The sequence below is a fragment of the Bacillus sp. FSL K6-0972 genome, from assembly GCF_037976035.1.
Taxonomy (GTDB): domain Bacteria; phylum Bacillota; class Bacilli; order Bacillales; family Bacillaceae; genus Bacillus; species Bacillus haynesii.
In genome coordinates this window covers 1,043,456-1,057,049 of sequence record NZ_CP150260.1, presented here as the reverse complement: position 1 = coordinate 1,057,049, position 13,594 = coordinate 1,043,456, and the positions used below count along the sequence as shown (strand labels likewise).

Here is a 13,594-nt window from a genome sequence, read left to right as displayed (position 1 = left end):
TTCTAAGACTTTTGACTGAGAAAGGGCAAAACTCATCCTTAAGCTTCTTCCTCCCAGAACAAATCGTCAAGCGTTTTGTCCAACGCCTTTGCGATCGCGATGCAAAGCTGCAAGGTCGGATTGTATTTATTTTTTTCGATCAGCCCGATCGTCTGCCTTGTCACATTGACCCGCTCGGCGAGCTGGGCTTGTGTCAAAGACTTTTCGATCCGGGCGAGTTTGACCCGGTTAACCATATGCTCACCCGCCGGTTTCATTTAATCATCTAATAGATCTTGATTTTTCTGAAAGGATTTACGCAAGGAGATAAAGTTGATCACAAAATGAAAGAATACAAACAACATCACCATGGCAATAAAGTCAACCCAACTGTCGAGTTGTTCCGGTATGCCGATAAAGATAAGCGTTAAAATGGCAAATATGAGGCCGGAGGCGAGGCTGAGGGCTGCGATTTCTTTTCTTTTTTTCCGATACGCGGATTGACCTGCAATCTCCGGGTATTCAAACCCCGACAAAAGATAGCGGAACAATATCCAACCTGCATAGACCGCAAAACCGATGGCACTGATAATGTATTCGGATGCCGGTCTCCCTAAAATGAGGCCCCTGATGATCATATCCAAAAATAAGATAGCAGCGACAATCATACCGGATTCGCTGAAAAATTGTGTCATTTTCTTTTCTATGTATTCATCCCCGGTTTTGCTCCACTTCATGTCAGCCATTCTCCCCTTTTAAAATGCAATTTATATCTGACTTATTGTTAAATATATATTACATTATCCATTGCCGCTTATCAACAAAAATTGAAAAACCCGCCATTTGGCAAGGCGGGTTTTCAGCGATTATGAATTTGAAGTCGATTTTACAATATCGTCGATTTTTTTCATTACTTCGTCTGTTAATTGATTGAGAAGCGCTTCACTGTCTTTATTTGTTTGGCCTTTGACCGCGAAATAAAATTTCACTTTAGGCTCTGTTCCTGATGGACGGAGGCAGAACCATGAGCCGTCTTCCAGGAAATATTTCAAAACATTGGACTTCGGAAGATCGATCGTTTCCGTTTTGTTTTCCTTCAGCAGCGTCCGCTTCCCTGTCAAATAGTCTTCGGCGGATACAACGTCTTTTCCGGCGATGGAAAGAGGCGGCTGTTCTCTGAATGTGCTGAGGATGGCTGCGATTTGTTCCGCTCCCTCTTTTCCTTTTAAGGTCAGTGACTTCAAGCCTTCTCTATAGAAACCGAACGATTTATACAATTCGAGGAGCCCGTCATACAGCGATTTTCCCTGCTTTTTATAGAAGGCGCATACCTCAACGGCAAGCAGTGCTGCCTGGACGGCATCCTTGTCCCTTGCGAAATCGCCGATCAAGTAGCCGTAGCTCTCCTCATAACCAAATTGGAAAGCATATTCGCCCGATGCTTCAAATTGTTTGATTTTTTCTCCGATGAATTTAAAGCCGGTCAGTGTGTCGATCGTGTCAAGTCCGAAAGAAGCGGCGATGTCGCGCCCCATTTCGCTTGTTACAATCGTTTTCAGAACAACTCCGTTATCAGGCAGCGTGCCTTTCTGCTGTTTTTGCGATAGCAGATAATGCAGGAGCAGCGCGCCGGTTTGATTTCCTGTCAGGACCACGTACCGGCCTTCTTGATTCTTTACAGCGACGCCGAGGCGGTCCGCGTCAGGATCGGTTCCGATCAGTATATCGGCTCCTTTTTCTTCCCCGAGTCTGATCGCATATTCAAAAGCGGCGTGCTCTTCCGGATTAGGAGAAGATACGGTCGAAAAGTCAGGGTCAGGCAGCTCTTGTTCAGGGACGGCTGTGACATGTTCATACCCGAGAGCTTTCAGGCCCCGTCTGACGGATTTGTTTGCCGTGCCGTGCAGCGGGGTGAAGATGACTTTGACTTCGGTCTCCTTTGCCAGATCAGGGTTGACGGAAATCGATGTCAGTTTATCAAGATACGCTTGGTCGATGTCTTCGCCGATCATTTTGATCAGCCCTTTTTCGGTTAAAGCAGCTTCATCGCCGGCTTCGATTTCCAGTTCGTTTTCAATCGCGTTAACATAGCCGATCAGTTTGTCTGCATCAGCTGGCGGAAGCTGCGCGCCGTCCTCTCCGTAGACTTTATAGCCGTTGTATTCAGGCGGGTTATGGCTCGCCGTGATAACAATACCTGCAAACGCATTCAGTTCTCTTACCGCAAAGGAAAGTTCAGGTGTCGGGCGCAGTTCGTCAAACACGTACGTTTGAACGCCGTTTTCTGCGAGCGTTTTAGCAGCTTCCATTGCAAATTCAGGCGATTTGTGGCGGGAATCGTAGGCGATCACAACGCCGCGCTTTTTAGCTTCTTCGCCGTTCGCTCCTATGTATGCGGCAAGGCCTGTCGATGCTTTGCGAACCGTATAAACGTTCATGCGGTTCGGGCCAGGTCCGATTTCTCCGCGCATACCGGCTGTACCAAACTCAAGTTTTTTATAAAAGCAATCCTCTAGTTCTTTTTCATTTCCTTCCGCTTTCAAAAGAAGCGATTTTAATTCGGAATCTAAGTTTTCTTTGTTTTTCCAGCGTTCATAGCTCGTTCTCCAGCTCATGATTACCTCCAATGTTCCAGCTAAGTAATTGCAGCTTTTCTTTTATCATATCGACAAACAGCCGCTTTGTCCAAATTTAGCATGCCGAACGAAAAAAATGAGGCTGCCTGATCAAGACAGCCTCACGTTAGGCCATTCGATTGATTATTAACGAAAATTCATCAAGGTCATTTGACCTAATAAATCATCTGCTTTCCAGCGGGACAACAGCGTCGTGAAGAAGTCCTTCCAATGCCTGGACATGCCGGGCCTTCGTTTCGCCATCCCAGTTCAGCTTCTCGCTCATGTAGTCCGTAAGGCTGTCTTTGTAAGTGCGGACCCAATTGATGTCAAAGAACAGCGCACCCGTTCTGCGTACGAAGAAGTCTGCCGGAACGGCTGCCATCTCTTCCTCGATCCCGTAATCCATTTCTGCTAGTACATGGACAGGGATGCGGCGTTCTGCTGCTTCATCTTTCAGCGATGGAATACGATCAAACAGGCGGTCTGCGTTCGAACCGTATCGTGCGGCGATTTGTTTGGCCGTTTCTTCGGACAGTCCAGCCTCGATTCCTTCGGCTGCTTTCGCTTGAATAAAAGCCTCCAGATTTTTGGAGCCGCCGATATGGCCGCCTGAGATCGGCATCGTTTTTGTTCTGCAAGGTCCGAAGTCTCTGTCGCCTTCTTCTTTTAAACGGTCTCTAACAAGGTCGACGATATGTTCAGCCATTTTTCTGTAGCCGGTCAGCTTTCCGCCGGCAATCGTGATCAGTCCGGATTCAGAAGTCCAGATCTCATCTTTGCGGGAGATCTCAGACGGGTCTTTTCCCTCTTCATGAATCAGCGGTCTGAGCCCCGCCCAGCTTGATTCGACATCTTCGGCCTTGATCCCCAGTTCAGGGAACATATAGTTGATTGCATTGATGACATAATCCCTGTCTGCAGTCGTCATTCGAGGGTGTTCCAGATCTTCGTTATAGACGGTGTCCGTTGTGCCGACATATGCCTTTCCGTCTCTCGGAATCGCGAACACCATGCGGCCGTCAGGCGTATCAAAATAAACGGCTTGTTTTAAAGGAAAGACCGATTGATCAAAAACAAGATGCACGCCTTTTGTATGCTGAAGATGTTTGCCCTCTTTTGAATGGTCTTTTTCCCGCAGACGGTCGACCCACGGCCCCGCGGCATTCACGATTTTTTTCGCGTAGACGCGGTACGTTTTTTTCGTGAAGACGTCTTCAATGACCACTCCGGTGACCTTGCCGTTTTCATAAATAAAATCGCTTACTTTTGCATAATTGACAGCCTCGGCTCCGAATTTAACCGCTTCTTTCATCACTTCGATCGTCAACCTGGCGTCATCCGTCCGGTATTCGACATAATAGCCGCCGCCTTTCAGGCCGTTCTTTTTCACGAGCGGCTCTTTTTGAAGCGTTTCTTCGGCATTCAGCATGCTCCTCCGCTCAGCTTTTTTGACGCCTGCCAAAAAGTCGTACACCCTCAGCCCGATTGAAGTGCTGAATTTGCCGAAAGTGCCTCCCTTATGCATCGGTAGCAGCATCCATTCGGGCGTTGTAACGTGCGGCCCGTTTTCATAGACGATCGCCCGCTCTTTACCGACCTCGGCAACCATTTTCACTTCAAATTGCTTTAAATAGCGAAGTCCGCCGTGTACAAGTTTCGTGGAGCGGCTTGACGTTCCGGCTGCAAAGTCCTGCATTTCGCAAAGTGCCGTTTTCATTCCGCGCGATGCGGCATCCAATGCCGTCCCTGCACCCGTAATCCCTCCTCCGATAATAAACACATCATATTTCTGCTTCGTCATATTCTGTAACATGTCGTCCCGTTTACGGCTTGAAAATAATGATTCCATGTTCATGTCCTCCCTTGTTGTCACGGTAAAAAATAGAAAAAGAGACCACAAACATCCAAAGCGCTGATACTGCTTTGGTGTTGTGGTCTCTCCTCTTCTCCAACCGTTTCTATTAACTTAATTAGATTGTAACATACATGCAGCTTATTTAAAAGCCCTAGCTGCATTTACAGCTTTCTTCCACCCGCTGTACAGGCTCTCACGCTCTTTTTCTTCCATTTTCGGTTCAAAGCGTTTGTCAAGCTGCCACTGGTCTTTGATCTCGGAACGATCGTTCCAGAAGCCGACAGCAAGGCCCGCTAAATAGGCTGAACCGAGCGCTGTTGTTTCATTGATTTCAGGACGTTCTACAGGGACATCCAAAATGTCGCCCTGAAAATCCATCAGGAAGTTGTTTTTGACAGCTCCGCCGTCGACTCTCAGCGTTTTCACCGAGATCCCGGAGTCTTCCTTCATCGCGTCAAGCACGTCTTTCGTTTGATAGGCAAGCGATTCAAGCGTTGCTCTAACAAAATGCTCTTTCGTCGTACCCCGGGTCAATCCGAATACAGCGCCGCGGACATCGCTGTCCCAATAAGGCGTGCCTAAACCTACAAATGCAGGAACCACATAAACACCATCGGCAGATTCTGCTCTTACAGCGTATTTTTCACTTTCTTTGGCGTCTTTAAACATTCTCAGTCCATCTCGCAGCCATTGAATGGCGGAACCTGCGACGAAGACGCTGCCTTCCAGCGCATATTCCACCTTTCCGTCGATCCCCCAAGCGATTGTCGTCAGCAGGCCGCGCTCTGACTTGATCGCTTTCTCGCCGGTATTCATCAGCATAAAGCAGCCTGTTCCATACGTGTTCTTAACCATTCCTTCTTCAAAGCAAGCCTGCCCGAACAATGCTGCCTGCTGGTCACCGGCTGCACCTGCTATCGGAATGTTTTTGCCGAAGAAATGATAATCGACCGTTTCAGCGTATACATGCGATGAAGGCTTGACCTCCGGGAGCATCGATTTCGGCACGCCGAGAATATCGAGAAGTTCATCATCCCATTTTAGGTCATAGATGTTGAACATCAATGTTCTTGAGGCGTTTGAATAATCTGTCACATGCGCTTTTCCGCCGGACATTTTCCAGATCAGCCAAGAATCGATCGTACCGAAGAGAAGGTCGCCGTTTTCAGCTTTCTCCCGTGCACCTTCCACATGATCCAAAATCCATTTCACCTTCGTGCCTGAAAAATAAGGATCGATTAAAAGGCCTGTTTTTTCTCTGATCGTCTCTTCATAGCCCTTCTCTCTCAATTCCTGGCATATTTCCGCCGATTGGCGGGACTGCCACACAATCGCATTGTAGACCGGTTTGCCGGTATGTTTATCCCAAACCACGGTCGTTTCCCGCTGGTTTGTGATCCCGATTCCGGCAATTTGTCCGGCTTCGATCCCCGATTCTGAAAGCGCAGAAGCGATCACCGACAGAACAGAGCCCCAGATTTCATTTGCATTGTGTTCAACCCAGCCGGGGTTTGGAAAATATTGCTGAAATTCCTTTTGTGCAATATGGACGATTTCGCCTGCTTTGTTGAAAACAATCGCTCTTGTGCTCGTGGTGCCTTGATCAAGAGACAAAATGTACTTTTCCATTTTTGAAACTCCCCCTTATATGTCTGTTAAGATTGCGTTTTTTTAAATGTTGACCGATTGATCAACCGATTGTTTTTTCATATGAATATAGAAACCTAACAATATCACAACTAGTATAACGCTTACAATCCAAAATGTGTTGGTGATGTGCCCTTTGAATGCGGCATTGTAAAAAACGCCTGCAAATGAACCGCCGAGCGCCGGTCCTAAAACAGGAATCCACGCGTACTTCCAATTTGAACTCCCTTTGCCTGCAATCGGAAGGACAAAGTGGGCAATTCTCGGCCCCAAATCGCGGGCAGGGTTAATCGCATAGCCTGTTGTTCCGCCGAGCGAGATCCCGATCGCCACGATCAGAAATCCGACAACAAGCGGATTCAGTCCGTCAGTAAACTTGTTTGCACCGATCGTTAAAAGTCCGAGAACGAGAATAAAAGTCCCCAATGTTTCACTGAACAGGTTTGCAAATGTATTTGGAATCGCCGGACCTGTCGAAAATACTCCCAGCTTCGCGCCTTGATCTTCGGTTTCTTTCCAGTGCGGCAAGTAGTGAATAAAAACGAGCACCGCCCCTAAAAATGCGCCGATCATCTGCCCCAAAATATAGGAAGGCACTTCTTTCCAAGGAAAATCTCCGACAAATGCCAGCCCCAATGTAACGGCGGGATTTAAATGCGCTCCGCTGATGCCGCCGACGGCATATACAGCCATGGCCACGCCAAGCCCCCAGCCGAAGACGATCACAATCCATCCGGATTGATGGGACAGCGATTTTTTCAAATTAACTCCTGCACAAACTCCAGCTCCAAAGACGATGAGCAGCATCGTTCCGATAACTTCCCCCCAAAATGCTGTCAAGGCTATCCCTCCTAAAATCTATTATGAAGTGTTATTCTAAGATGAACACCATGGGTTCACCTTCTTCACTGTGTCTAAAAGACCATAAAAAAACACAGCAAACTTTCTTTACATCATACTGAGTAAAGAACTGCTGTGGTCTCCGGGTCTCCGTCACAATGTATTAACTTAGTAAGATCGTATCGTATAGTGAAAGCGTTGTCAATAATTTTTCACATTTTAAATTTTTAGTTCCAGTAATTTTTCCATAAATCAGTATCTGAGGTGGTGACTGCGGACGCCCCTGCTGCAAGCGCCTGCTCGACGTCTTTTTCGGTACGGATAAACCCGCCCGCAAAGATCGGAATGCCGGTTTTTTCTTTGACTTCCCTGATCAATTCTGGTACCACTCCGGGAAGCACTTCTATATAGTCAGGTCTGTGCTTTTTCACCAATTCAATACTCTTCTTCATGGCGCTTGTGTCTATTAAAAACATGCGCTGGATCGCATACACTTTCTTCTGCTTTGCTTTGGCGATAACGCTTGATCTTGTTGAAAGAATGCCCGCAGGCTTCATTTCCTGGCAAATGAATTCCGCACCGTATTCATCATGCTTAATTCCTTGGATCAGATCGACGTGAACAAACATTTTTTTCCCATGGGATCTGGCCGCGCTGATGACGCCTCCCAGCTGACCAAGGTGGATGTCAAGCAGCACCCCGTATAAAAAAGGGCTGTCCAGGAATGTATCAAACTGCTTCATATTGCGCACCGCAGGTAAAATATTTTGATCGTGAAAACTCATGTTCCATCTCCTTCACTTGCTATCTAGCTTCTGTACTACACTAATGGAATTTCCGTCTCATTGCAATCCTTTATAAAACAGAAGCCTCTCACGGCCCCCGGGCAAATCATTTTACATTTACCTTCATTCATGTCCATAATTTAACACAACCAACTCGAATGGGGGGAATTTTTTTATGAAAGCGATCATCCATGAAGGAATCAAGGGCCTTTCAGGGCTGAAATATACAGACGTTTCCGACAAAACGCCCGGCCCGGGTGAGGTCAAAATCAGACTGAAAGCGGCCGGGCTGAACCACCGCGACTTGTTCCTCTTTCAGTCCAGGCAGGCAGGCGATGTCCCGTTTATACCCGGCTCCGACGGAGCAGGCATTATTGAAGAGACAGGTGAAGGCGTTCGGGACCTCGCCGTTCACGCAGAGGTGATCATCAATCCGAGCATCGGCTGGGAATATACGGATTATGTTCCGCAAGTACCAGACATTCTCGGCGGCCCATCTGACGGGACTTTTGCAGAGCATGTCATCGTCCCGGCGAATCACGTGTTGAAAAAGCCGGCCCACCTTTCCTGGGAAGAAGCAGGCGTCCTGCCGTTATCCGCTTTGACCGCTTACAGGGCTTTATTTACGAAAGGACTTTTAAAAAAAGGCGAACACGTCTTAATACCGGGAGTCGGCGGAGGCGTCGCCACAAATGCGCTGCTCATGGCAAAGGCCGCGGGCGCGCGGGTGACTGCAACCTCCCGAAGCGAAGAAAAAAGAAAAGAAGCGCTCCGCTATGGAGCCGACTTCGCAATGGACAGCCGCGGCCTGTGGAAAGACAGCTTGGACGGGGAACGGGTTGATTTGATTCTCGACAGCATCGGTCCGGCCACTTTTGGGAATTATTTCGATGTCATCAAGCCGAACGGAAGGATCGTCAATTTCGGCGCCAGCTCGGGAGACAGCATCCAGTTTCCGCTGCGTTCGCTCTTTTTCCCGCAAATCAGCATCATCGGCACTTCGATGGGCAGCCTCGAGGAATTTCGGCAAATGATTGATTTTATCGAACGCCATTCACTTAAGCCTGTGATCGATCAAGTGTTTCCTTTATCAGAAGCGGTTTCGGCCTTTAAACGGATGAAAGACGCGGAGCAGTTTGGAAATATCGCTTTGCAAATAGGCTGATAAACTTAGGGGAACGGCGGCTTGCCATGTCATCAGCCGCCGTTTCAAGTTGCCTTTTTGTTTTCGCCGGAAAAAAGGCCGCCTGAAAGATTCAGGTCAGCCCCATAATGAAAGCAGCCACAGCACCACCGGAAGAGTGGCGATGCTGAGCATTGTACTGATAAAAGTTGCACTTGAGACGATTTCCGGCTTTGTTTTAAACTGCACCGCCATCAAAGTCGTATTCGCCGCCGTCGGCATGGCCGCCGCCAGCACCATGATTTGTTTGACAAGGCCGTCGACGGGAAGAATCAGTGCAAACGCCAAGGCAATGAGCGGAGACACGAATAATTTCAGCAAAAGAGAGTAAGAGATTTTCCGGTATTCGATATGTTGAAAGGAAATCACCGCAAGCTGCATGCCGAGAATAATCATAATCGTCGGAATCGCGGCATCTCCCACCAATTTAATTCCCGTCATTAACTGTTCGGGAATCGAAATATGCCCCAGCTGAAAACATATGCCGAGCAACGCACCGTATGCAACCGGCATCCGGATAACCCTTGTCATCACGATTTTAAATCCGCCCGCTTCAGGGCTTCCTTTCGCTGCGTAATACATTCCGATCGTGCTCATAACAAGCTGCTGAAGCACCATCAGCACAACGGCGATATCAAGCCCGGCCGTGCCGTAGACAAGCAGGACGACGGGAGTCCCGTAGTTTCCGTTATTCATGAAAGCGGACGATAAAACGAGAGCGCATCGCTCCTGATTGGAATACCCGTGAACATATGAAATAAGATAAACAAATAGAATCAAAGTTAAACAGAGGCCGAGACAATAGACAGACATATAGATATAATCCATCGTCAGCTTGTTCTCATAAAACGTATCAAACGCTAAAAACGGAGACATTAAATACAGGGACATTTTAGATAGGTTCTGAATATCAAAATGAAGCAGCTTTTGTCCGATGAACCCGATCGCAAATATCCCGAAAACCGGCAGTAAAACAAACAGAAACTCCATGATGCACCTTCTTTTTATGTATAACCGTTCTCATTAATACTATCCATCATATAGAAAATTCCGTTTGTTTTCAACGGTGTTTCCGGCCCGGTTGCAGAAAAAGAGCTCCCGCATCCTAGCCCTGCTTGGCTAGATATGCGGCAATCTTCTTCTGTTCTGGCATGCGGCTGTGAGGAGAACTTGTTCACTCACTTTCCGTTTTCCCCTCAACCTGCAATAGCGAAGCCCATGCCATGCAGCTGTTTTGAATCTGCAAAGCTTCGCTCTATTTTTTCTTTTTTTATAGAGGGTTTTCCCTGAAACAGACAAACGATGTTGTCTGACCTTTTCTTTGTGATCCTCCCATACATGCCGGGTGATGACTTTCTGGCGGTTCTTTGATCTTGTACAGTGCTCAAACAATGGGCATGCGGAACAGTTTTCAGGATTTGAATGATATGACCGGCAGCCTTTTCGGTCAGTTGTTGAGTATGTAAGTGTTTGCCGGTTCGGGCAAAAATGGAACTGTCTTTTTCACTGTCATAATGAAACTTCCATATATCGCTCACCCCCGGCATCATTTCTTCTGCCGCGGGCAAATAAAAACCGCAGACAAAAGAAGACACCAATACCTCTACTGCCTGCGGGGAGTTGCGTATGTCCGTCTATTCCGATTTTAATGCGTGCGATAAGCATCGGTTAAGGAAGGACACAAACTCTTCCACAGGCTGAATGAACCATGAACTTTTCCTTGTGTATCACGGCCAGGTTGACGTTGCTGTCTCATTGTCATTTTGTTCAGCCTCCTTTGCTTTTTTCTTGTATGTTCCATCGAGTGGATTTGCCTTTTGTTTATGATACCTGCTTCAATTCTTTTCTGGAGCGGTCTTTCTTGTAGTATCCAATAAAATAAATGAGACCGACAAACACGGCTCCGCCAATGACATTGCCGATAAAAGCCAGAATGATGTTTCCGATAAACTGCCCCCATGAGAATGAGCCTGCAAAAATGGCTGCGGGAATCACAAACATGTTGGCGACAACGTGCTGAAATCCGATTGCCACAAAAGCCATAATTGGGAACCAGATGCCAAGGATTTTTCCTGCTCCGTCTTGTGCGCCGAAAGAAAGCCATACCGCAAGACATACAAGCCAGTTACAGCCGATGCCGGAAATGAGAACCTTGCCGAAGCTCATATCGAGTTTTCCTTGTGCAACGGCGATCGTTTTTTCTAAATAAGGACCTGTTTCAGTCAATCCAACCAAATGTCCGAAAAAGTAAGCAACAAACAGTGCGCCGATTAAGTTCATAATCGTGACGATTCCCCAGTTTACCGCCAATTGTTTTAGTGATATTTTTCTTGAAAATAAAGCCATCGCAACGGACATCATATTCCCTGTGATCAATTCAGCGCCAGCGAGCACCACAAGTATCAGACCGACAGGAAATACGGCAGCTCCGATCAGGCTGGACAGGCTTCCCCATTCTTTCGGCAGGTCGCCGATTACCCTGATATCAAGCAAGTACCCAAGCGCGATAAATGCGCCGCCTAAAAACCCCAATACAAGCAGAGAAGGCAGCGGGAGCTGTACTTTTTTCATCCCTGCTTCAATTGCTGCATCCGCTATTTCATCCGGTTTTCGAAAAGCCATACTAACACCCTCCATTATTTCTTCTTTTCCTCACAGTTATGGCAGAAAGACAATAAAAAAAGGCAGCACTCAAATAACCTGTGTCAACCAGGCGTTCGAATGCTGCCTAACTTGTATGCATACCCATACAACAAAATCAAGCAGAATTAAGATATTGAAAGAGAATATATACAGTTCGTGCATACATTCCATTGCTTTTGTCTTTTATAACTGTAGCAATATCCTATCAAATGTGATAAAAATGTGTCAACCCTGCTGCCGCCGCTTCTCCCTTGCGAATGTATAGTTCCCTTCATACTTGACGAGTTTCCTGCCGTCAAGCCACCAGGTGACATTGAAAAGCCGGTCAAGAAAATACCTGTCATGCGAAACAGCAATAATCGTCCCTTGAAATTGGCTTAATGCTTCTTCAAGCATCTCCTTTGATTCGATATCCAAATGGTTAGTCGGCTCATCAAGGATAAGCACGTTATGGTTTTGGTGAACGAGCTGTGCCAAGCGAAGCCGCATCCGTTCGCCTCCGCTTAAATCTTTCACTTTTTGAAAGACGGATTGGCCGAAAAACAAAAACTTTGCAAGCATCATTCTGGCTTCGCCTTCTGATGCGGAAACATGTTCACGGAATTCGGCTAAAACAGTGCGCTCTTCCTCCATTTCACCGACATGCTGAGTCAGATATGCAGCCGATAAATTGCTGCCAAGCTGCACGTCACCGCTGTCTGGCGTTTCCTTTCCGCTGATGATGTTGAGCAGCGTCGTTTTGCCGCTGCCGTTCTCCCCGACGATGGCGGCGCGCTCCTGAAAACGGACATGCATACTGAGCTTGTCAAAAAGCGCCCGCTCACCGAAGCTTTTGCAGACATCCTCAAGCCTGACGACATCTTTTCCGCTTCGTTCATCCATGCTGAAAGCTAAATCGATCTTTTTGCGTTCCAGTACGGGTTTTTTCACCTTCTCCATGCGTTCCAAAGCTTTTTCCATGCTTTTCGCTCTCCGGTGCAGGCCGTCATTCGGAGGATTGGCGCGATTCGCCCATTCCTTCAGCCGCTTGATCGTTTCCTTCATTTTTTTGATTTTCTTCTGCTGATCCTGATAGTCATGAAATTCTTTCATAAGGCGCTCTTCCCGTTCATCAACATAGTGTGTATAGCCGCCTTTGTAAAAGTGAAGCTCTCCCTGGTCGATTTCGAGAATTGAAGTAACCGATTCATCCAGGAAATAGCGATCATGCGATACGATGACCGCAGTACCTTTGTACTGCTTTAAAAAAGATGTCAGCCATTCGATCGATGTCAAATCCAAATGGTTTGTCGGTTCATCCAGCAAAAGCAGATCCGGAGCCGACAGAAGAAGCCTGGCAAGACCCGCTTTCGTCCGTTCTCCTCCGCTTAACTCCCGCCACTCGGCATCGAATAGCCGCTCGATATTCAAGCCGTGCGCCACCCGTTCGATTTGCGCGCTGATGCCGTAGCCGCCTTTTCGCTGAAATTCATCCTGCAAAGATCCGTACTTCTCCAAAAGGAGACTGAGTTTTTCCGCGTCCTTTTCAACCGACAACTGACGTTCAATCCGGGAAAGCTTCTGCTGTGTGTTCCATAATGATGAAAAAACGTCATACAGCAGCTCTTTTACCGTTTTGCTGCCGTCCCATGAAGGATTCTGCTCCAAGAGCCCCATTGATAATCCCTTTTTCCAAGTCACAAGGCCTTCATCAGGTTTCATTTGGCCGCTGATCAGCTTCAACAACGTCGTTTTCCCTTCCCCATTTCGTCCGATCAGACCGATTCGCTCCCCTTGGTGCAGGTCCCATGACAGCCCGTTGAAAATCGTATGTCCTCCGTATGTTTGCCCGACATGTTGCAAACTGCATATCATCATCTATCTTTCCTCCGCATCCCGTGAAGAGACACTGAGCATAAAAAAGACGGCAGAGCTTACACCCCGCCGTCTGCATCAGAAAATCCGATTGTGGCAGATGTCTCTCACTGGTATTTTTTCCAATTGAATGTGTAAAAAAGGGCAGACTGATCCCGTAACACACATTCCCCGGAAAAAATCGCGCGAC

11 protein-coding genes and 1 pseudogene are annotated in these 13,594 nt (G+C 47.4%); 1 reads left to right on the top strand and 11 read right to left on the bottom strand.

Features of this window, described 5'->3' with window-relative positions; genetic code table 11:
- Nucleotides 1-38 precede the first annotated feature (38 nt).
- The 7 genes from MKX80_RS05320 to MKX80_RS05290 form a co-directional block, all read right to left on the bottom strand.
- The gene (locus MKX80_RS05320) at nucleotides 39-236 is read right to left on the bottom strand and encodes a helix-turn-helix transcriptional regulator (RefSeq protein WP_154996521.1); all 198 of its coding nucleotides are present in this window, start codon (nucleotides 234-236) and stop codon (nucleotides 39-41) included.
- A 21-nt stretch (nucleotides 237-257) separates the two neighbouring features.
- Complete coding sequence (locus tag MKX80_RS05315; RefSeq protein ID WP_234112785.1) at nucleotides 258-716, bottom strand: DUF6773 family protein; 459 nt, start codon at nucleotides 714-716, stop codon at nucleotides 258-260.
- Between the two features lie 129 nt (nucleotides 717-845).
- Complete coding sequence (locus MKX80_RS05310) at nucleotides 846-2,594, bottom strand: phospho-sugar mutase (protein WP_339228092.1); 1,749 nt, start codon at nucleotides 2,592-2,594, stop codon at nucleotides 846-848.
- A gap of 184 nt (nucleotides 2,595-2,778) precedes the next feature.
- Nucleotides 2,779-4,446 carry a glycerol-3-phosphate dehydrogenase gene (gene glpD / locus MKX80_RS05305; protein WP_268293966.1) on the bottom strand — a complete coding sequence of 556 codons (1,668 nt, stop codon included), beginning with the start codon at nucleotides 4,444-4,446 and terminating at the stop codon, nucleotides 2,779-2,781.
- 144 nt (nucleotides 4,447-4,590) lie between these two features.
- On the bottom strand, nucleotides 4,591-6,081 hold the full coding sequence (glpK, locus tag MKX80_RS05300; RefSeq protein WP_154996513.1) for a glycerol kinase GlpK: 1,491 nt from the start codon (nucleotides 6,079-6,081) through the stop codon (nucleotides 4,591-4,593).
- Nucleotides 6,082-6,123: 42 nt separating this feature from the next.
- Nucleotides 6,124-6,939, bottom strand: a complete 816-nt coding sequence (locus tag MKX80_RS05295) for an MIP/aquaporin family protein (protein ID WP_154996511.1) — start codon at nucleotides 6,937-6,939, stop codon at nucleotides 6,124-6,126.
- A 227-nt stretch (nucleotides 6,940-7,166) separates the two neighbouring features.
- Entirely contained in the window at nucleotides 7,167-7,724 is a 558-nt protein-coding gene (locus MKX80_RS05290; protein ID WP_154996509.1) for a glycerol-3-phosphate responsive antiterminator, read from the bottom strand.
- Between the two features lie 175 nt (nucleotides 7,725-7,899).
- Between MKX80_RS05290 and MKX80_RS05285 the strand changes: the two genes are divergently transcribed.
- Entirely contained in the window at nucleotides 7,900-8,889 is a 990-nt protein-coding gene (locus tag MKX80_RS05285) for a zinc-binding dehydrogenase (protein WP_268343032.1), read from the top strand.
- 96 nt (nucleotides 8,890-8,985) lie between these two features.
- Here MKX80_RS05285 and MKX80_RS05280 read toward each other — a convergent pair whose 3' ends face one another.
- From MKX80_RS05280 to abc-f, 4 genes and pseudogenes are all read right to left on the bottom strand, one after another.
- Nucleotides 8,986-9,897, bottom strand: a complete 912-nt coding sequence (locus MKX80_RS05280) for an AEC family transporter (protein WP_154996505.1) — start codon at nucleotides 9,895-9,897, stop codon at nucleotides 8,986-8,988.
- Between the two features lie 115 nt (nucleotides 9,898-10,012).
- Nucleotides 10,013-10,433: pseudogene (locus tag MKX80_RS05275) on the bottom strand (transposase); the annotation flags it as partial.
- A gap of 295 nt (nucleotides 10,434-10,728) precedes the next feature.
- The gene (locus tag MKX80_RS05270; RefSeq protein ID WP_268343030.1) at nucleotides 10,729-11,529 is read right to left on the bottom strand and encodes a formate/nitrite transporter family protein; all 801 of its coding nucleotides are present in this window, start codon (nucleotides 11,527-11,529) and stop codon (nucleotides 10,729-10,731) included.
- A gap of 246 nt (nucleotides 11,530-11,775) precedes the next feature.
- Nucleotides 11,776-13,407, bottom strand: coding sequence for an ABC-F type ribosomal protection protein (gene abc-f / locus MKX80_RS05265; RefSeq protein WP_182070964.1), 1,632 nt, complete (start codon nucleotides 13,405-13,407; stop codon nucleotides 11,776-11,778).
- Nucleotides 13,408-13,594 lie beyond the last annotated feature (187 nt).

Bases quoted from the DNA above. Each gene is read 5' to 3' on its own strand.
- MKX80_RS05310 (WP_339228092.1), bottom strand. From the start codon at position 2,594: ATGAGCTGGAGAACGAGCTATGAACGCTGGAAAAACAAAGAAAACTTA.
- MKX80_RS05320 (WP_154996521.1), bottom strand. From the start codon at position 236: ATGGTTAACCGGGTCAAACTCGCCCGGATCGAAAAGTCTTTGACACAA.
- abc-f (WP_182070964.1), bottom strand. From the start codon at position 13,407: ATGATGATATGCAGTTTGCAACATGTCGGGCAAACATACGGAGGACAT.
- MKX80_RS05270 (WP_268343030.1), bottom strand. From the start codon at position 11,529: ATGGCTTTTCGAAAACCGGATGAAATAGCGGATGCAGCAATTGAAGCA.
- glpD (WP_268293966.1), bottom strand. From the start codon at position 4,446: ATGGAATCATTATTTTCAAGCCGTAAACGGGACGACATGTTACAGAAT.
- MKX80_RS05315 (WP_234112785.1), bottom strand. From the start codon at position 716: ATGAAGTGGAGCAAAACCGGGGATGAATACATAGAAAAGAAAATGACA.
- glpK (WP_154996513.1), bottom strand. From the start codon at position 6,081: ATGGAAAAGTACATTTTGTCTCTTGATCAAGGCACCACGAGCACAAGA.
- MKX80_RS05280 (WP_154996505.1), bottom strand. From the start codon at position 9,897: ATGGAGTTTCTGTTTGTTTTACTGCCGGTTTTCGGGATATTTGCGATC.
- MKX80_RS05290 (WP_154996509.1), bottom strand. From the start codon at position 7,724: ATGAGTTTTCACGATCAAAATATTTTACCTGCGGTGCGCAATATGAAG.
- MKX80_RS05285 (WP_268343032.1), top strand. From the start codon at position 7,900: ATGAAAGCGATCATCCATGAAGGAATCAAGGGCCTTTCAGGGCTGAAA.